The sequence below is a fragment of the Mesonia phycicola genome, assembly GCF_900141885.1.
Classification (GTDB): Bacteria; Bacteroidota; Bacteroidia; order Flavobacteriales; family Flavobacteriaceae; genus Mesonia; species Mesonia phycicola.
Window position 1 is genome coordinate 246,409 of record NZ_FQYY01000006.1, and the last position, 20,302, is coordinate 266,710.

At 31.4% G+C, this 20,302-nt stretch carries 13 protein-coding genes; 7 read left to right on the plus strand and 6 right to left on the minus strand.

Annotated features, from left to right (window positions below):
* Window positions 1-6: 6 nt before the first annotated feature.
* From BUC03_RS10770 to BUC03_RS10795, 6 genes are all read right to left on the minus strand, one after another.
* A complete protein-coding gene (locus BUC03_RS10770; RefSeq protein ID WP_073151680.1) occupies window positions 7-567 on the minus strand; it encodes a helix-turn-helix domain-containing protein in 561 nt (186 codons plus the stop codon).
* 3 nt (window positions 568-570) lie between these two features.
* Window positions 571-1,794: a permease gene (locus BUC03_RS10775; RefSeq protein ID WP_073151683.1), complete on the minus strand. Its 1,224-nt coding sequence runs from the start codon at window positions 1,792-1,794 to the stop codon at window positions 571-573.
* An 11-nt stretch (window positions 1,795-1,805) separates the two neighbouring features.
* On the minus strand, window positions 1,806-2,342 hold the full coding sequence (locus tag BUC03_RS10780; protein ID WP_073151686.1) for a DUF3347 domain-containing protein: 537 nt from the start codon (window positions 2,340-2,342) through the stop codon (window positions 1,806-1,808).
* 3 nt (window positions 2,343-2,345) lie between these two features.
* Window positions 2,346-3,605 (minus strand): TolC family protein, encoded by a 1,260-nt coding sequence (locus tag BUC03_RS10785; protein WP_084112911.1) that lies wholly within the window; start codon window positions 3,603-3,605, stop codon window positions 2,346-2,348.
* Complete coding sequence (locus BUC03_RS10790) at window positions 3,605-7,333, minus strand: efflux RND transporter permease subunit (protein WP_073151689.1); 3,729 nt, start codon at window positions 7,331-7,333, stop codon at window positions 3,605-3,607. The genes BUC03_RS10785 and BUC03_RS10790 overlap by 1 nt, the downstream gene beginning before the upstream one ends.
* A gap of 226 nt (window positions 7,334-7,559) precedes the next feature.
* On the minus strand, window positions 7,560-7,976 hold the full coding sequence (locus tag BUC03_RS10795; protein WP_084112913.1) for an HYC_CC_PP family protein: 417 nt from the start codon (window positions 7,974-7,976) through the stop codon (window positions 7,560-7,562).
* 82 nt (window positions 7,977-8,058) lie between these two features.
* Between BUC03_RS10795 and BUC03_RS10800 the strand changes: the two genes are divergently transcribed.
* From BUC03_RS10800 to BUC03_RS15195, 7 genes are all read left to right on the plus strand, one after another.
* Window positions 8,059-8,439, plus strand: a complete 381-nt coding sequence (locus tag BUC03_RS10800; protein ID WP_073151692.1) for a S24 family peptidase — start codon at window positions 8,059-8,061, stop codon at window positions 8,437-8,439.
* On the plus strand, window positions 8,436-9,698 hold the full coding sequence (locus tag BUC03_RS10805) for a Y-family DNA polymerase (RefSeq protein WP_073151695.1): 1,263 nt from the start codon (window positions 8,436-8,438) through the stop codon (window positions 9,696-9,698). The genes BUC03_RS10800 and BUC03_RS10805 overlap by 4 nt, the downstream gene beginning before the upstream one ends.
* Window positions 9,699-9,778: 80 nt before the next feature.
* Window positions 9,779-11,665: a cytochrome-c peroxidase gene (locus BUC03_RS10810; RefSeq protein WP_143159181.1), complete on the plus strand. Its 1,887-nt coding sequence runs from the start codon at window positions 9,779-9,781 to the stop codon at window positions 11,663-11,665.
* 1 nt (window position 11,666) lies between these two features.
* Window positions 11,667-13,622 (plus strand): cytochrome-c peroxidase, encoded by a 1,956-nt coding sequence (locus tag BUC03_RS10815; protein WP_073151698.1) that lies wholly within the window; start codon window positions 11,667-11,669, stop codon window positions 13,620-13,622.
* 288 nt (window positions 13,623-13,910) lie between these two features.
* Window positions 13,911-17,234, plus strand: coding sequence for a LamG-like jellyroll fold domain-containing protein (locus BUC03_RS10820; protein ID WP_073151701.1), 3,324 nt, complete (start codon window positions 13,911-13,913; stop codon window positions 17,232-17,234).
* A gap of 130 nt (window positions 17,235-17,364) precedes the next feature.
* A complete protein-coding gene (locus BUC03_RS10825) occupies window positions 17,365-17,547 on the plus strand; it encodes a hypothetical protein (protein ID WP_073151703.1) in 183 nt (60 codons plus the stop codon).
* Between the two features lie 296 nt (window positions 17,548-17,843).
* Window positions 17,844-20,261 carry an alkaline phosphatase PhoX gene (locus BUC03_RS15195; RefSeq protein WP_073151706.1) on the plus strand — a complete coding sequence of 806 codons (2,418 nt, stop codon included), beginning with the start codon at window positions 17,844-17,846 and terminating at the stop codon, window positions 20,259-20,261.
* Window positions 20,262-20,302: the final 41 nt, after the last annotated feature.

Sequence of the window (20,302 nt, forward strand, 5' to 3'; positions counted from 1 at the left end):
TAGGGTTTACACAATTTTATCTAAAGATGTTCTATTCCAATCTTGGTTATTTTTATAGGCACTCATGGTGAGGCCTGTTACGGTTTTAAATTGATTGGATAAATGATGGATAGAGTTATAATTTAGTTGATAGGCAATTTCAGAAAACGAAAGTTTATTCATCTGTATTAATTCTTTTACCTTTTCAATTTTTAGTTTAATAAAGAATTTCTCGATGGTTTGTGACTCTATTTTTTTAAAAGTTTTGCTTAAAACAGTATAATCTTTATGCAGGCTTTTGCTTAAGTAAGAAGATAGATTTTCTGTAGAATTGTGGTTTTCAACTAAAGAAATAAGTTCTGTTTTTATAGCTTCTGCAATTTGAATTTCTGGATCTTGAATTAATTCAAAACCATTTTTTTCTAATTCTTTTTGAAACTCATTTTTATCAAAATTATCGTCTATATGAAGTACAACTTTGCCTAGCTGAATATTTTCTGCCATAGCATTACCAGCTTCGGCAATTTGTTTCACCACCATTTTACAGCGGTCACATACCATATTTTTAATGTAAAATTCTTGTTTCATTTTTTAGAAAAAGTATTTTACAGTCAATCCTCCTGCCAACCAAAGGTAACAGATAAATGCTGTATATTTTAAAATCGTTTCTAGTAATTCACTCTTTGGTGCCATTTCACTCATAGAGTAGTCTATATCTTTCTTTTTAAAGAAGCCTAAGTAAATTAGGAAGCCAGAAATACCAAGAAAGCATAGGTTTAAAAACAGAGTATAATTAACTTTAAAATATTCTTGATTTTGAATTTTAACTTGAGAGGGGTTGGGAAGAATACTAAATAAATCAAAAGTGTAATGTAATATTAATGAGGCGCCAATTAAAGCTGTAAATAATAGAAAAACTATAAATAAAGACATTTTCCATCCGTAATATTTTGCATTAATGCGTAATACCGGAAAAACTACTAAATCACTAAAGATAAATGCTATTACTCCTGCAAAACTAACCCCTTTACTAAATAATAATGCCGCTAGAGGAATGTTTCCCATAGAACCAATAAAAGTTAAAAATGCCGCTACGGGACCAACAATAGTATGCTCTAAAATTTCTATAAACGTAAAATCTGTATTTTCTGGACCACTATTTATAAATAAAGTTTGAAAAAAAGAGTCGGGTACAAAAGCGGCAACAATACCGGCAATAGTAAAACCAACGGTTACATCTTTCCAGACCATTTGCCATTCCATTTTATATTTTTTACCTACTCGTGCCCAACTTTCTTCTTTTTTTATCTGTTGTTTCCAATTTTTAGAATTGTTGGAGGTATCATTTTCTTCATTTTCTAACTTTTTGCGAGCATTTTCAATGAGTTTTTTCGGATTAATAATGCGTATTAATGCCCAAGAAATAAGTATTAATAAAATTCCGCCAAGATATTCTCCTACAACAAATTGCCAACCTAAAAAGATAGAAATAATAATACCTAACTCTATCACTAGATTAGTAGAAGCTAAGAGAAATGCGATAGAAGAAACAAAACTAGCTCCTTTTTTAAATATAGATTTAGTAGAGGCAAGTGCAGCAAAACTGCACGAACTGCTTATGAAACCAAAAAATGTACCTAACAGTATACTTTTGCCTTCATTTTTACCCATAGATTTTTGCATCCGTTTTTCGGTTACAAAAACTTGTATCATACTACTAATTATATACCCAAGGATAAAAGCCCATAATGCCATCCAGAAAAATCCGAGAGAGGTATTAGCTGCTTCACCCCATTGTTTAAAAAAGGAGTTCATAATGTGTTTTTTTACTTAATAATATCTTGTACTTCTCCGCATTTTAGCATTTTATCTCCAAAATAAGGATTCATGATTTCTTTTTCTGAAGAAAACCAAAACGCACCTTTACCATCAAAAGCCATTGGGCAATATTGTTTGTAAAGTTTACCGCCAGTAATATTTTTTTCAAAGGCAGGAGCCAAATTGGTACTTAGCTGATAAAAAGCCTCTCTTTGGGCTTCAATATTCTCTTCGTTGTCTACTATAGTTTGCGCTATTTTTTTGTTTTCTTCTTCTTTTGTATCGTTAAACTTAATTACTATTATCTCAGATATTTTTTTAGAAGCGTAACTGTCTTCGTTGGTTAATGCTTCTTTTAAATCTAGGTATAGTCTAGCAATTTCGTATTGTTTTTCAGAAGTAAAAGCAAGAGGTAAATTCTCTGTGTTTTCTTCTTTTTCTTCCACTTGTACCTTTTCTTCTTTATTTTCATCTGTCTTAGCTTCGTTTTTACATGCAGTAAAACTTAGAGCGATAAGGCTTAAACATAAAATTGTTTTTTTCATAATTTAGTTACTTAAATAATTAATAATAGCAGTTTGTAAATAATAGTTTTTAATGGCTTCAATTTGTTTTAATTGAAACTTTAGTTGTAATTCTTGAATATCTAAAACATCTCTAAAATTAAGAGTACTGGTTTCATATTGTTTTAGTAATATTTCTTCTGCATTTTTTGCTTGTGTTATATTTTTTTGTTGTGCATTATAACTAATTCTTGCAGAAATTCTTTGCTGTATAGCATCTTTTAATCTGGAGTCTAATTCATTTTTTCGGTTTTCTTTTTTTAATTTTAATTCTTCTTGTTGGATTTTTAATTGGCGGTTAGCAGATTTATATTGTTGATTAAAAATAGGAATAGAAACAGAAACGGTTGGCATAAAAACATCTTTACCATTATCGTTAAAAGTTTCGTTTGGTAACTTTTGTACGGCAATATAATCTAAACCAAAACCAATGTTTGGTAACGACTCTGCAGAGTTTAATTTTGTAGATTGTTTTATAGAAAGATAGAGCTGGTCATATTTTTCTAACTCTGGGTGTAATTCTAAATCATTCATAGTTAAAAAAGGCTCTTCTTCTAAAATAGTAATAGAGTCTTCTACCATTATAGGTTGTTCTTCTTGGTTGAGTAGGTTGTTAAATTTACTTTCTGTAGCAAACTCATCACCCATTAGTAACTCTTTTTGTTCATTAATTTCATTTTGTCTAATTTGAAGTTTTAGTACATCTACTGCAGAAGCTTTATTTACTTCTACTGCGTTTAAAGCTAAATCTTCATAAGTTTTTAGTAAGTCTATGTTTTGTTGTAGAATTTTTTGTTTTGTTTTTAGAGCGTATAGTTGGTAATAAGTTTGGGTAACCTGCATTGCTAATTGCCGTTTGGTAATAACAATATCTACATAAGCGGCATCTGCCAAAGAAGAACTATAATTTTCTCTAGCGGTAATAGTACCAAACCAAGGCATCATTTGGTGAATAGAGACTTTTGCTTTTTGTGGTCCTGTTTTAGTTTCTGGTTCACTCACAAAATACCCTGCGCTAAATTCTGTATTAGGCAATGTATTTGCTTCGTTTATTTTTTCTTCTGCAACTTTATAGTTAAGCTCGACAGCTTTTACTTGCGGACTGTTTTCTATGGCTTGTTTAATGTAATTTTCTAATAATTGTGCATGTCCATAAAATCCACAAAATAGAGTTACTATTAGGCAAAATGCATATTTAAAATACGAGATTTTGAGTATATTTTTATATTGAATTTTATTTTTCATTACAAACTATATTGTTTTCTAATTTTTATTTCTTCTCGCCAGCTAAATAAAACTGGTACTACAAATAAGGTAATTAATGCCACTAGCATACCGCCAAAACTAGGGATTGCCATAGGTATCATAATATCACTACCTCTACCAGAAGAAGTTAAAATAGGTAATAAAGCCAATAGAGTAGTAGCTGTGGTCATTAAACAAGGTCTTATTCTTTTAGCCCCAGCTTCTATTACAGACTGTCTTACTTGTTTTATATTTTCTGGTTTATTTTTTTTGAAGGTTTGTGTAAGGTAAGTAGCCATTACCACGCCATCATCTGTAGCAATACCAAATAAAGCAATAAAACCTACCCAAACCGCCACACTTAAATTCACGGTTTTTATTTGAAACAAATCTCGCAGATTTTCTCCAAACAAATTAATATTTAAAAACCATTCTTGTCCATATAACCAAATCATAAAAAAGCCACCTGCAAAAGCTACTGCAATTCCGCTAAAAACCATAAATGAGGTAGTAGCCGATTTAAACTGAAAATACAAAATCATAAAAATAATAAACAAAGACAGCGGTACGACAATAGATAATGTTTTTTCTGCTCGAAGCTGATTTTCATAATTTCCTGTAAACTCATAATTAATTCCACTAGGTACTTTTAAATTACCTTCTTTTATTTGCTGCTGAATAAATTGCTGAGCGTTTTCTACTACATTTACCTCTGCAAAAACATCTAATTTATCAAAGAGCACATAACCTACCAAAAACGTATTTTCACTTTTAATAGCTTGCGGACCTTTTTGATATTTAATTTCTGCTACTTCACTTAACGGAATAGGATTTCCATTAGCTACAGGAATGTATATATTATTTAAGTCTTTAGGGCTGTCTCTTAATTCACGTGGATAACGTACTCTAATACCGTAGCGTTCTCTGCCTTCTACCGTTTGAGAAAGTTGCATTCCGCCCACAGCAACTTCTAAAATTTGCTGAACCTCATTAATTGTAATACCGTAGCGTACTAATTTTTCGCGTTTTATATCTATTAGCAAATAAGGTTTACCTACAATTCTATCTGCAAAAACAGCCTCTTTTTTTACGCCTTTTACTTCTTTTAAGATGTTTTCTAGTTGAAGGCCAAAAGCTTCTATATCTTTTAAATTCTGGCCTTGTACTTTTATACCCATAGGTGCACGCATTCCAGTTTGTAGCATAAGAAGTCGTGTTTCAATAGGTTGTAACTTAGGGGCAGAAGTGATTCCTGGTAGTTTGGTAACTTTAATAATTTCATTCCAAATATCATCTGGAGATTTAATTTCTGGTCGCCAATTTCGGTAGTATTCCCCATTTTCATCAGCAATAAGTAAAGAGCTATCTACCTTGATAGAAGTTGATACATTTTCTGTTTTAGACGAAGTAATTTGATTAGGGTTTGCTATCAAACTTCCATCTTTTAATACAAAATATCCATCTTTATTTACTTGAAAACGCTGTTTTTCTCCTTTTGTATTTAAAGCATATTCTGTTTTGTACTGAATAATATTTTCATACATAGAAAGAGGTGCAGGATCTAACGCAGACTCTATTCTTCCTGCTTTTCCTACTACTGTTTCAATTTCAGGAATTGTAGCCACCGCCATGTCTAATTGTTGTAAAATACGTTTGTTTTCTTGAATACCTGCATGGGGTAGAGAAGTAGGCATAAGTAAAAAAGAACCCTCGTTAAGAGAAGGCATAAACTCTTTGCCTGTATTTTTCATAATTAAAAATCCAAAAATAACTAGCGCTAATGGTAAACTTAAAAAGAGTAATTTATACTGAAGCGTCCACGTTAAAATTTTAGTGTAATATTTTTTAAAAAGCATAAACCCACCTAAAATTACAAACACAATTAAAGCCACAAAAATATAATTGATAGAAAGGTGGTGGGCAATACCCAGTGGCCTCCAATACGTAGCTAGAAAATACACAATAACTAATACAGAAATTAGAATATGAATAATATTAGCTTTTGCTGTAGAAATAATATTTTTAAATAGAAGAAGTTGCACAACCCCAAAGGCTACTATAACCAAACCTAAATAATAACCAAAAATACATGCTACTAGCCCAATAAGTATCCATACAGTATTTATTAGATAACGGGTAGTTTTTTGAATTTTTCTCTTTTTAAAAAGTACAGCAGCAAATGGCGGAATAAGAAATAAAGCCACAATTAATGAGGCTACCAATGCCATTGTTTTGGTAAATGCTAAGGGACGAAAAAGTTTCCCCTCAGCTCCTGTCATAGTAAAAACAGGTATAAAACTAATAATAGTAGTGAGTACAGCAGTTAAAATAGCACCAGAAACTTCAGAAGTAGCTTGGTAAACAATTTTGTTAGTAGAAAACGACTTTTTAGCTTTCTCTAAATGCTGAATAATATTTTCTGAAAGAATTACCCCCATATCTACCATAGTACCAATGGCAATGGCAATACCAGAAAGTGCTACAATATTAGCAGTAACGTGAAAAAACTTCATGGCAATAAATACCATGAGCACCGCTACAGGTAATAAACCAGATATTAATAGTGAAGCCCGAAGGTTAAATACCATAATGATAATTACTAAAATAGTAATTAAAATTTCCATGGTTAATGCTTCTTGTAGCGTGCCTAAAGTTTCTTGTATTAGCTGCGTACGATCGTAAAAAGGAACTACGGTAAGCTGAGAAGTTCTTCCGTCTTTTAAAACTTTAGAAGGCAAACCTAGGCTAATTTTCTCTATTTGAGCTTTTACATTAGTAATTACCTCCATTGGGTTGGCGCCATAACGAGCTACTACTACACCGCCTACCACTTCTGCACCTTCTTTATCTAAAATACCACGTCTAGTTTCTGGCCCTAATTGTACTTTAGCAATATCTTTTATGCGCAATGAAGTATAATTTGCAGAAGTGATTACTGCATTTTCAATATCTTCTATAGATTTTATATAACCCAAACCACGAACAAGATACTCTACTTGATTAATTTCTAGAGTTTGCGCTCCAATATCTCTATTGCTTGCCTTCACTGCGTTTACAATTTGCGGCAAGCTAATATGGTATTGTCGCATTTTTTCAGGATTTACATCAATTTGATATTCTTGAACGTAACCACCAATAGAAGCAACTTCAGAAACTCCACTAGCTCCAGAAAGAGCATATTTTACGTAATAATCTTGAACGCTACGTAGCTCTTGTAAATCCCAACCTCCAGTTACATTACCGTCTTTATCTCTACCTTCTAAGGTGTACCAAAATATTTGTCCGAGTCCTGTAGCATCTGGACCTAAAGTTGGGTTTACTCCCTGCGGAAGTAAGTTGGCGGGTAAAGAGTTTAGTTTTTCTAAAATTCTACTTCTACTCCAGTAAAACTCTGTTTCTTCTTCAAAAATGATATAAATACTAGAGAAACCAAACATAGAAGAACTTCTAATGGTTTTTACACCAGGTATGCCTAGAAGAGAAGTGGTAAGTGGGTAGGTAATTTGGTCTTCTATATCTTGTGGAGAGCGACCTTCCCATTTTGTGAAAATAATTTGTTGGTTGTCTCCAATATCAGGAATAGCATCTACTGCTACCGGATTATGAGGTAAAAATGCTACATCTTGCTGAAAGGGAGAATTAGTGAGTCCCCAACCTAAAAAGAGAATGAGCAGCAATAGTGCTACAATTTTATTATAGATTAAAAATTTGATGCCTTTATTGAGCATAATTTTTAGTGATTTTGATGAAATTGAAATAAAACAAAGGTTGAAATTGAATTGTTTTTATAAGTAATAATTTACTTGTAAAAAAGATAATTTCTAAAAGAAGGTGTTTGCGCAAGGGATAGTAGCGGCATCCTTTTTTGCTTTTAATTTTTTTGTAAAATTTTATTATAATGAGCAAAAAAGATATAGCGAATAGCCCGACCCTTTGGGTTGCGCCATTATGGTTTTAAATCAAAAAAGTATTGTCTAGCAAGAGCAAATCGTAGACGAGCAGGGGAGGAGTATAGTTTTGATGAGGTACTTTTTGTGTTTTCTCTTCTTTAAAAAGTAGTGTATAGGTATAAAAAAAAGTAGCTACAAAAACTTGTTGTTCTAGTTGTAATTGTGGGTTACTGTTTACCTCGTCTTGTTGTTTAGTAATCTTTTTATTGGTGCAGCATCCTTTTTTTTGAAAACTGTAGTGGTTAGAATTAACTTCTTTTTGCACCTGTGCAGTTTCCATTCCGCAAGAAGCTGCTTTTTGAGAAAGTGAATAATCTACTAAATTTTTTCCGCAATAATGCATACTCACTGCAAAGGCAGAAGTAGAAAATAGCACTAAAAATGCCATTAAAATTGCTGTTATTTTTTGAAAAAATTTCACGAATACGAAGATAAGAAATAAATAATTAAAATTACTTAATGGATATTTTCCTTTTGATAGGATTATTTCCTAATTTTGAAAAATGGAAGTAACAGAATTTGGAAAGATAAAACGAAAGCAACCAAAACACCGAGCAGAAGTATCTATGCAAACAGGTTTCCCTAGTCCAGCCACGCACTATTTAGAGCGTACTATAGATTTATCTGAAGTACTGGTAAAAAATACCGAAGCTACTTTTTATGTGCGTATTGCAGGTAGTGCTTGGGAGCATTTAGGAGTTTATAAAAATGATGTGTTAGTAATAGACCGCTCGATGGAGTTTGTACGCGGAAAAATAGCCTTAGTAATTAAAGATGGAGCGTTTGAGGTGATGAAATTTCCTACGGAAGAAGAACGTAAAAATATGGGAGAAGATTTTTTTGAGCTTTGGGGAGTAGTCACTTATGCAATACATGCGCTATGATAGCTTTAGTAGATTGTAATAGTTTTTATGCCTCTTGTGAGCAAGTATTTAGACCAGATTTACGAGGTAAACCTGTGGTAGTATTGAGTAATAACGATGGTTGTATTATTGCAGCCAATAAAGAAGCAAAAGCTTTAACACACATACCTATGTTTGAGCCTGCTTTTAAAATTAAAGATTTATTAATAAAAAACGGAGTTACTTTTTTTTCTTCTAATTATACATTATATGGAGAAATGTCTGACAGGGTAATGCGTATTTTAAAAGAATTTTCTCCGTTAGTAGAAATTTATAGCATAGATGAATCTTTTATAGATCTTACTGGGTTAACTCACGTAGATCTAGTAGCATATGGTCACAAGATAAAAGAAAGAATTTATAAATATACCGGCATACCGGTGGGAGTTGGTATTGCACCTACCAAAGTACTAGCTAAATTAGCAAATAGACGTGCTAAAAAAGAAGAAAGTAATCATCATGTTTTTGTAATTGATACAGAAGAAAAAAGAATAGATACATTACACTGGGCAAAAGTAAAAGATGTTTGGGGTATTGGTAAAAAACACGCAAAACGCATTCAAGAAACAGGAAGAAATTCTGCTTTTGATTTTACACAATTGCCTTTACACTGGGTAAGAAAAGAAATGACTGTGATTGGAGAGCGCACATGGCGAGAGCTGCAAGGAGAAAGTTGTTTGCCATTAGAGCGTGCGCCTAAACCTAAAAAAGCAATAGGTACCGCAAAATCATTTGGTAAAAAACTTACCAAACTTAGTTTAATAGAAGAAGCTTGCTCTTATTATATTAATGAAGTGAGTGAGGTTTTAAGAAATCAAAATTGTTGTGCTAATTATTTGCAAATATTTTTACAAACCAATTACCATAGTGAACGTGATAAGCAATACCACAATAGTATTACCGTAACCTTAGAAGTACCAACCAATAATACTTTTATTTTAAACGCAGAGGGAAAAAAAGCTTTACATAAAATTTTTAAACCAGGTTATCGCTATAAAAAAGTAGGGGTTTGCTTGAGCGGAATTGTACCTAAAGAGTATGTACAAACTAATTTATTTGCCACTGCAGATGAAAAAGTTGGATTAATGGAAGCATTTGACCGTATTAACCAGAAATTTGGAAAAACTACTTTAACTCCAGCTTTAATGGATACTAGAAAAGTAAAAGATTGGGAATTGATAAAAAATGAAAGAAGCCCTCGTTTTACCACCCAATGGAACGAGATATTAAGTATTGAGTGAGTTAAATTAATGTTTAATGTAAAATGAAAAAGGGTGTATGTTTTAATCTTTTCTTAAACTTAAAATGCTAAAAAGGTAATATGTGCCAATTAAGTTTGTTAACCTTTAGAAAATTAGACTTAATGCTTACTAAACCTTTTAAAATGCTTGTACTGTTAACTTTACTAGTTACAGTATTTATCACACTTTTTTCTTTTCAACCCACTAAAGAAGAGTACTATTACAACGCCAATTATATTAAAAAAGCTGCAGAAGAATTTAATAAAGAAGTTATTTTATTACAAAAAATAGGAAGAGGTTTTCAAGCAGGTACTGTAGAAAAAGACTCGTTAAGAAACGCTGTTTTAACTACAAGATTAGCTTATAAAAAAATTGAATTTTACTTAGATTTTCAGTTTCACGAATATGTAAACAGTCATATTAACGGAGCACCACTTCTACATATTGAAAGAACAGGTACTTCACCAAATGTTTTGCCGCCAGAGGGTTTACAAGTTTTAGATGAATTAGCTTTTGCAGAAAACCCAGAAGAAGAAAAAACACAGATATCATCTATAGCAACAAAACTTAGAAATACCTACGGGATTTTGTATAGTAGTTTAGCAAATCAAGAAATTAATAAAAAAGAATTAATACCAGTATTAAGATTACAGCTGGTAAGAATATTTAGCATGGGGATAACTGGTTTTGATACACCAGGTTCTTTAAACGCTATACCAGAAGCAAAATCAGCCTTAGAAGGGATGCTTCAATTTAGCCAAGAAAATAAAAAATTATTTGCTAAAAAAGATTTTGAATTCATTCAGCAAAAATTAAAAAATGCAATTATTTATGTTGAAGAAAATAAAAATTTTAATGAGTTTGATAGACTAACATTTTTTAGAGAATATATAGATCCGCTTTATAAATCTTTTGGAGGTGTAAAATATGAATTGCCTGAGTTTTTAACATACACTTCTGCTTGGAACTCTGAAAGTGAATCTATTTTTTCTGAAGATTTTTTAAATCCTTATTTCTATACAGAACTGCAAAAAGAAGAAGATAGTGAGTTACTTAAACAATTGGGAGAGTCTCTTTTTTACGACCCTATGTTAAGCAATAGCGGGACAATGAGTTGTGCATCTTGTCATCAACCAGAATTGGCTTTTACAGATGGTAATGCCAAATCTATGAGTAGTATACAAGGGCAAACAGTTTTAAGAAATTCGCCTACATTGTTAAATGCAGTATACTCAGATCGTTATTTTTACGATTTAAGGGCTTACACATTAGAGCAACAAGCAGAGCACGTAATTTTTAATACTAATGAGTTTAATACAGCGTACAGCTCTATTTTAGATAAGCTTAATCAAGAAAAAAAATACCAAAATAAATTTGAAACTGTTTTTGGTAAGCCTACCATACAAAGAGAAAATTTATCTAGAGCTTTAGCCTCCTATGTACTTTCATTAAATTCTTTTAATAGTGATTTTGATAAATATATAAGAAAAGAAACTAATACTTTAAATGATGAAGCAAAACAAGGGTTTAATTTATTTATGGGCAAAGCTGCTTGCGCTACTTGCCATTTTGCGCCTACTTTTTCAGGCTTGGTCCCACCATACTTTAGCGACACAGAAAGTGAAATCTTAGGAGTTTTAGATAAGCCTAATAAGATAGAACTAGATAAAGATAAAGGGAGAATAGCTAACAAAATAGAAAGCGAAGAAGCTTGGATTTTTGAAAAATCTTTTAAAACCACTACTATTAGAAACTCTGCTTTAACAGCACCGTACTTTCATAATGGAGCATATGCTACATTAGAAGAGGTAGTAGAGTTTTATAATTTAGGAGGAGGAGAAGGCCAGGGGGTTGAGGTGAAAAACCAAACACTATCTCCAGATCCTTTAGATTTAACAGAAAAAGAAAAACAATTAATCATTTCTTTTCTTAAATCAACCACAGATATTTCTTCAGCAATAAAATAGTATGTTTTATTTTAAAAAAAGTATACGTTGTTGGTTTTTTATAGTTTTTATAATAAGTCTTGGTATTTGCCTTTCTAATTTTACGAAACAAGAAATTTACCAAAAAGATTTTTCTAGTATTGTTTATAAGCAAGTCAATCGATTATCTAAAGAGATAGATTTGTTAGTTTTAATTTCAGAAAAATTTCAGAAAAAAGAACTTTCTAAAAAAGATCTGCAAAATCAATTACAAGTTACTCGTTATGCCTTTAAAAGAGCAGAAGGAGTTTTAACGTATTACTACCCAAAGCATATACAGGCATATATTAACGGAGCGCCATTACCGCATCCAGATCCTTTTCCTATAAAAAAAAATGCTCCAGATTATTATGTAATGACGCCAGAAGCTTATAAAAAAAGTTTACCTTTAGATATGCTTGATCTTGGGCATTATTCGGGAAAACCAAGAGTAGCTGCGCCAGAGGGTTTACAGACTTTAGATGAATTAATTTTTTCTGAAGATAATATAGATTCACAAAAAATTGTAAGGCTAACAACTAGGTTGCAGAGGTTTTATATTCCGTTAGAAAAGCATATTAAAAACAGAAAATTTTTCTATGATTTTGAACTTTTAGAAGCTTCTCGTTTAGAGTTGATAAGAGTATTTAGTATGGGAGTGACTGGTTTTGATACGCCAGGTTCTTTAAATGCTATTACTGAAGTTAAACATAGTTTAAAAGGAGTAGAAGATTATATAAATTTATTAAAAGAAAAATGTTCTTTAAATTCTGTAAGTAGAACAGATCGTCTATTTTATTTAGTTGATGAGTATTTACAAAAACATCAAGAATTTGAATCTTTTGATAGATTAGCTTTTTTAAAAGATTATGTAGATCCATTATATGCTCAATTAGGAGAAATTAAAGAAGAATTAAACCTGACTTCGACTGCAAACAAATATGGAGAGGTTTCTTCATGGAATACAAACAGTACTTCTATCTTCTCTGAAGAATTACTCAACCCATACTATTATAGTTTTTTAAAGGAGGAAGAGGACTCTGCAGAGTTAAGAAATTTAGGTAAAAAACTTTTTTATGACGATGGTTTAAGTAAAAATGAAAATTTAAGTTGTGCGTCTTGTCACCAACCAGAATTAGCATTTACAGATGGGAAAGTAAAATCTTTCGCTAATCTAGAAGGAGAAACAGTAAAACGAAATTCACCGAGTTTAATAAATGCAGTATTTTCTGATCGCTTTTTTTATGATTTAAGAGCGCATGATTTAGAAGACCAAGTAGGGCACGTAATAGATAATCATTTAGAGTATAATACTAATTTTAAGGTAATTACAGAGAAGTTAGAAAATAATAGTGATTATATAAATTTATTTTCAGAAGTTTTTCCAGAGCAAAAAATTAATCGGTATCAATTTTCTAAAGCGCTTTCATCATACGTAATTTCTTTACGCTCTTTTAATACTCCTTTTGATCAGTATGTGAGAGGAGAAAAATCTAATATTTCGGTTTTTGTTAAGCGTGGATTTAATTTATTTATGGGTAAAGCGGCATGTGCTACTTGCCATTTTCCACCAACTTTTAGTGGTTTAGTTCCTCCATTATTTCAAGAGAATGAAAGTGAAGTAATCGGCGTTTTAACTTCTCCAAATGTTTTGGAAATAGATAAAGATTTAGGAAGGTATGAGAATGGAATTTATGAAGATAAATTATCTATTTACAAGCATTCTTTTAAAACTACAACTGTAAGAGAAGCAAACTATACAGCCCCGTATTTTCATAATGGTAGCTACTCTACTTTAGAAGAGGTTATAGATTTCTATGATAAAGGAGGTGCATCTGGAATGGGATTGATTAATGAGTTACCTAACCAAACATTAGCCCCAGATCCTTTAGAGTTGACAAATAGAGAGAAAAAAGACTTGATTAGTTTCATAAAATCTTTAAGTACCAAAAACTACTAAAATATTTTGCTTAAAGCTTTAAGCAATGCAATATTAACCTAGTTATGTGTTATATTGATATTTGTTGGATTTTTCATGTGATTTTAATGTAACCTCATTGAATATAGATTTAGCTAGTGCTAAGGCATTATTAATTAAATATTACATAAGGTAATTAACTTTAAATTGAACATTAGTTAATATAGATAACCTTTCTTTAAACATTGCTTAAATCATAAAAAGAGATAACAGTTTGCTTATAAAATAACTTTGACGAAATATTAATTAATCTAATCAAAACATTTAGTTGTGAATCAAAAATTATTTTATTTCAGTCTCTTTATTATTAGTCTCTTTGGTTTTTCTTCTCAAGCTCAAATTACCATACCAGGAGATTCTATTGTATACGGACCTATGTTTAGTCCTGTCTACAATAATTCAATACGTGTTTGGGTATTAACCAAAAACAATACAGGATCAGGAGAAACGTTAACTCTTTCTTTTGCTAACAATAATACACCTACAACAGCACTTACTGGTACAGTTTACAATAATGATACTAGATTGGGGTATAACCTTAGATCTTACGAGTTTACTAACTTAACTAGTGCAGATACTTATACGGCTAAGTTATTAGCAAATTCTACTGTAGTTGCAGATAGAGAAACGTCTATAGTTATAGATCAAGATAATGTTACAGATTTTGAGTTTTTATCTGGTGGTTGTGGTAGAATTTATGACTTAACTCGTTGTATAGATTTACCCGAATCTGCATATCACTTTAATGGAAGTCCTACTATTTTTAATAAAATGGCAGAAGAAGGAAGTGATATGATGGTTTGGTTAGGGGATGCTACTTATTTATTAGGTTTACAGCATGCAAATGGTCAATGTCCAAACGGCGTAGATGATTGGGCAAACAAAGATATGGCTTTTGATCGTTATCGTTTCCAAAGAGATTATCATGATAGTCTTTTAGTAGCAATGCCTCAATTAGCAATTACAGATAACCACGATTTAGGTCCTAATGAGTTTGATAAAAATATGCCTACCATAAATGAAACTCGTGAAATTTTTATGGATTGGTGGCCAAATCCAGAATATAAAAGTACAGCAGAAGGGCAAGGTTTATATTCTTCATATCAATATAAAGATGTAGAATATTTTTTATTAGATAACCGTAGTTACCGTGATGGTACACAACAACATTTAGGTCCAGATCAATTAGATTGGTTAAAAACTTCTTTATTAAACTCTACAGCAACTTTTAAAGTATTAATTAATGGTACTCCTTCTTTTAAAAGAAATTGCGGAGGTAGAAATTTTTGTAATACAGCTCAAGCAACAGAGTTGATTGAATATGTATCAGATAATAATATTAATGGTTTAATCTCATTTAGTGCAGATGTTCATGAACAAATGTTTATGGTACGTGATGGCGATGTAAAATACCCATTAATAGATGTACTTTCTGGAAACTTAAACTCAGATGTAGGTAATGGTAATTACTATGTTAATTACGGACAAGAAACAATATTACAAGGAGTAAAACAAACTTATTTAAGAGTAAACGTTTTTGGTGATGTAGGAGACCGTAGAATGAAAGTTGAATATGTAGGTTTAGATGGGCAAGCGTATTTTCAAGAAATAATTCATGAAGATATGTTAACTAGTCAAAATAGTGATGCTCACAATTTAGCATTGCCAATAGAAAATACTCTTGAAGATAATTCACTTTTTAATCATACTATCACTTCTTCAAATATTTCTTTTGCAAACAATAGAGATAACGAAGCTAACGAGGCATTAGAGCTTATGGCAACCTCTTCAATTGAAATTGACCAAGCACAAAGTTTAAAACTACATGATAAATCATTTAGCTTATCATTTTGGGTTAATCCTAGTCAATTAAATAATTCAGTTTTATTTTCTAACCAAGAAAATAATAGAGGATTATCCTTTGGGATTACTGCTAACGGAAATTTATATTATGAAGATCATAACTCGCAAATTACTAAGACAAGTCAATTTTATATAGTAGAAAATAACTGGTCTTTTGTTACTTGGAAGTATGATAATGTACAAAGAGTTTTATCGTTATACTACAATGGTTTTCTAATTGAAAGCTTTAGTGATGTAGCCTCATCTAAACAAGCATTCGGAAATTTAAGAATAGGAGAAAATTTTGAAGGACTTTTAGATGAATTTAATCTATATGCTAGACTTATTTCTGATCAAGAAATAATGGATTTAGCTGAAGTAACATCTTTAAGAGGAGAAGTATTAAATATGCCAGGTAGTCAAAATATGGCTATAGAAGGAAATATTATAAATACAGTATTAGCAGAAGATTTTACAATTCAATTTTGGGCAAAATTAAATTCAGATCCAGGAAATAATTATAAAGTTCTAGCAAGTAATGGACGGGTAAATAATAATACAACAGGTATTTCTTTTGAGTATCCAAGTAGTAATCAATTAAATATTGTAGCAGGAACAAATGGTAGTGGATGGAATGCAATTTCTAATCAAGGTGATATTTGGAATGTGGGAGAATGGAATCATGTAACAGTTACTGCCGTTAAAAATGATTCAATTAAATACTATTTAAACGGAGCCTATGTAGCAGGTAATCCATTTGTAGAATATGTACCTAATAGTTGGGGCTTAGGTATAGGTGATAGCCCAAGTTACGGTAGTGACATAGATGCTGAAATGGATGAATTAAGAATATGGAAACGAGCATTAACTCCTATAGAAATAAAAGAAAACATGCATTACCCATTAACAGGAACAGAGCAAGATTTAGCTATTTATTACGATTTTGAGACCTCTACTACAGATATCACTCTCTTAGAAGACAAAGGAAGCGAGGCTTATGATATTACTTTAGATGGCGCAACATTAAGTTTTGCTACTTCACCTGTTTCACCCATTAATCAAGACTTTCAAACTAAAGTAGTTGGTCAATGGAGTAAAAATAGTATGATAACTAACAATGGTTTAGAAACGGTAGATGTAATTACTAGTTATATTAACAACATGGTAATAGGTAAAAGTAACAGTACTGCAATAGGTACAGTACCTAATTATGTAGATGTAAATTATTTAGAAGGAGGCTGGCAAATAGATCCACTCAACTTACAATACACTTCACTTAATTTAGACCTAGAAGAGACTTTAAGTAATACAGTTTACGACTCTATTAGTCAACTTACCCAAGAATTTTATTTAGTAAAACAAGATACAATAGGTTCTAGTTTAAGTATAGCAAGCCAAGCAACAGTAAGTGGGAACATTGCAAGCTTTAACCAGATGCCAATTGAAACAGGTTTTTATTACTTAGCTTGGGGAGATAGTACACTTGCACAAGATGATTTTACACTTAGTAATTTAAGTTTATATCCTAACCCAACTTCTAGTAATGTAATTATTACAGGACTTTTAGATACTCAAAATATTTTTGTTGAAGTTTATGATTTATTGGGAAGAACCTACAAAATTAATACTATTATTCGTGGTAATAATTCTATTGAGGTGGATTTATCTTCGGCTTTATTGAACAATAATTTATTAATTTTAATAGTGAATAAAGACGGATATAGTAAAACCTTTAAAGTTTTAAAAAAATAGTAGAGTAAATATATATTACGCTCATGAATTTTACAGACTTAAAGTAAAACCAAAAGCAATTGTTTCAATTTTTTGAAACAGTTGCTTTTTATTTTTTTACAAGAAATATAAATCACTAATATTTTACCAAATGAAAAAAAACAAAATTTTAGTTTTAGTATTTAAAAGTATAGTTGAATTATTTCAAGTATTACGATTACTTTTTCAAGCTTGGTTTACGCACACCAAGTCTGCCTTAAAAAGTAAATACCAAGAGTTCTCAGCAGATGTTAAATTAAAAGAAATACCTTCTGCTACAGAAGAGTTGAGCTAAAAAATTATAACTATTTATATATAATTACAAAAAGAGCATGTATAGACTACACGCTCTTTTTTTATAAAATTATTTAAATATTTACTTAATTTGCTATTTAAAATAAAAATAAATAAGGCAAAAACTGTATATTATAACTGAATTTAACATTAAATTCAACTTCATGATGTTTATGTAAGGCTAAGGTAATCTAGGTAACTTTTTACTAAAATAAGCTTAAAGTTAAAAGAGTGTTCTCTTCTTACTTCAAAATTATTTTTGAGTAAAAATTTTTAACCCCTTAATTACTTTTACTTATGAAAAAAAATTCCTTATTGGTATTTTTACTTAGTGTTGTATGTATTAACTTGGCTTTAGCCAACAATACATCGTTAGATAAACCTTCTACGGTTTCTAATTATTTAATCTATTCTGGAGATACTTGGTTGTATGATGATTCTGGTTCAGATTTAGGTACAACTTGGAAAGACTTATCTTATGCAGATGCAACTTGGCAACAAGGTAATGCTGTTTTAGGTTACGGTGATGGTGCAGAAACTACTACTTTAAATTACGGTACAGACTCTTCTAATAAAACCACGACTTATTATTTTAGAAAGCACGTTAACATTGTAGATGCTTCTTTAATTTCTAATCTTAACTTTCAAACACAAAAAGATGATGGAGTTATAGTATACGTAAACGGTCAAGAGGCTTTTCGTTTAAATATGCCTTCTGGTACTGTTGCATATAATACTTATGCTTCTTCAACAGTTGCAGGGTCTGATGAAACTACTTGGAATGCAAACCAAGTAACTAATTTATTACAAGACGGAGACAATGTAATAGCGGTAGAGTTACACCAAGCAACCGCAGGAAGCTCAGATTTAAGATTTGATATGTCTTTAGAGGTAGACTACTCTACATTTGATTGTACTACTGCTCACATAGGATGTTTTACTTCTATAGAGCCAACAGCGCAAACTTCTAACTTAATTATATCAGACGATCATAGATTTCAATTAATATTTAAGCAAGGAGACGCTTACTTAGATGGTTCTGGTACCGTACCAGGTAATAATGACTTTACAGGTTATGTGCCAATTGCTGGTAGTAGTACTAATGGTTATTTAGCTGTAAATCATGAAAATACTCCAGGTGGAGTTTCTATAGTAGATTTAAACTTTAATAGTAGTACAAGTTTATGGACGCTAACTAACAGTCAGCCTGTAGATTTATATAATACTTTTTTAGAAACAACTACGAGAAACTGTTCAGGAGGAATTACGCCTTGGGGTACAGTGGTAACAGCAGAAGAATCTTCAAATACAGGAGATAATAATAATGATGGTTACGAAGATGTAGGTTGGTTAGTAGAAATAGATCCTGTTACAGCACAAGTTATGGACTATGGGAATGGTCAAGAAAAACTTTGGGCAATGGGAAGAATGCAACACGAAAATGTTGTAATTACAGATGACAGTACTACAGCTTACTATGGTGAAGATGGTGGTACAGATTGTATGTATAAATATGTTATGGATACTCCTGGAGATTTAACTTCTGGTACTGTTTACGTATTAGTTTTAGATTCACCATTATCAGGTAACGATCCAACATCTACTACAGGGCAGTGGGTACAAGTACCAAATACAACTCAAGCAGACAGAAACAATATGCCTGCAAATGCTGCAGCTTTAGGAGGTACAAACTTTAATGGAGTAGAAGATGCAGAAATTAATCCACTTACAGGTCAAATTTATTTTGCTGCAAAAGGAAAATCTAGAACTTACCGTTTTACTGAAGACGGAACTGGAGTGAAAGATTTTGAAACTTTTGTTGGAGGTACTAGTTATGATATAACTACGGCTAATGGAGTATTTAATGAAGCTTGGGGATCAGGTAATGATAACCTAACTTTTGATGATAAAGGAAACCTTTGGGTATTACAAGATGGTGGTAATAACTACATATGGGTGGTAAGACCAGACCACACACAAGCAAACCCTCACGTAGATCTTTTTGCTTCTATGCCAATAGGGTCAGAGCCAACAGGGTTAACTTTTTCTCCAGATTATAAATTTGGTTTCTTTTCTGTACAACATCCAAACGGAAGTAATACAGCGCAATTAGATGCTACATTTAATAATGTAACTTTTGATCAATCTTCAACTATTGTATTTGCTTTAAATGAAAATTTAGGAGTTCAAGCTCCTGTAACAGATTTTTCTGCAGATGTAGTACAAGTAGAAAAAGGGCAAAGTGTTACTTTTTCTGATTTAAGTACTAATAATCCAGATACTTGGAATTGGACATTTACAGGTGGTACGCCAAGTACATCTAACGTACCAAACCCAGTAGTAACTTATGATACAGAAGGTGTTTTTGCTGTAACCTTAGAAACTTCTAATGTTGCTGGTACTAATGAATTAGAAAAAGTTGATTACATTGAAGTAACTACTTTAAGTGTAGATGAAACTTTAAAGAACAATATTTCACTATACCCTAACCCTACACAAGGAAACTTATATATTTCTATAAAAGAAGGTAATGAAGTAAGTGTTGAGGTGTATGATTTATTAGGACGTAGAGTTCAAAATATTCAAAACTTAACAGTAAGCAACCAGCCTATTAACTTAGATCTTTCTACTTCAATACAAAACAATCAAGTATTAATAGTAAAAGTTACTGTAGATGGTAAAACAGGAAGTTATAAAGTATTAACAACAAAATAATTGTTGGTAACAATAACTTAAATAAAAGACCGGTAAGTTAT

Bases quoted from the DNA above. Each gene is read 5' to 3' on its own strand.
- BUC03_RS10785 (WP_084112911.1), bottom strand. From the start codon at position 3,605: ATGAAAAATAAAATTCAATATAAAAATATACTCAAAATCTCGTATTTT.
- BUC03_RS10775 (WP_073151683.1), bottom strand. From the start codon at position 1,794: ATGAACTCCTTTTTTAAACAATGGGGTGAAGCAGCTAATACCTCTCTC.
- BUC03_RS10800 (WP_073151692.1), top strand. From the start codon at position 8,059: ATGGAAGTAACAGAATTTGGAAAGATAAAACGAAAGCAACCAAAACAC.
- BUC03_RS10810 (WP_143159181.1), top strand. From the start codon at position 9,779: ATGTGCCAATTAAGTTTGTTAACCTTTAGAAAATTAGACTTAATGCTT.
- BUC03_RS15195 (WP_073151706.1), top strand. From the start codon at position 17,844: ATGAAAAAAAATTCCTTATTGGTATTTTTACTTAGTGTTGTATGTATT.
- BUC03_RS10790 (WP_073151689.1), bottom strand. From the start codon at position 7,333: ATGCTCAATAAAGGCATCAAATTTTTAATCTATAATAAAATTGTAGCA.
- BUC03_RS10805 (WP_073151695.1), top strand. From the start codon at position 8,436: ATGATAGCTTTAGTAGATTGTAATAGTTTTTATGCCTCTTGTGAGCAA.
- BUC03_RS10825 (WP_073151703.1), top strand. From the start codon at position 17,365: ATGAAAAAAAACAAAATTTTAGTTTTAGTATTTAAAAGTATAGTTGAA.
- BUC03_RS10815 (WP_073151698.1), top strand. From the start codon at position 11,667: ATGTTTTATTTTAAAAAAAGTATACGTTGTTGGTTTTTTATAGTTTTT.
- BUC03_RS10780 (WP_073151686.1), bottom strand. From the start codon at position 2,342: ATGAAAAAAACAATTTTATGTTTAAGCCTTATCGCTCTAAGTTTTACT.
- BUC03_RS10770 (WP_073151680.1), bottom strand. From the start codon at position 567: ATGAAACAAGAATTTTACATTAAAAATATGGTATGTGACCGCTGTAAA.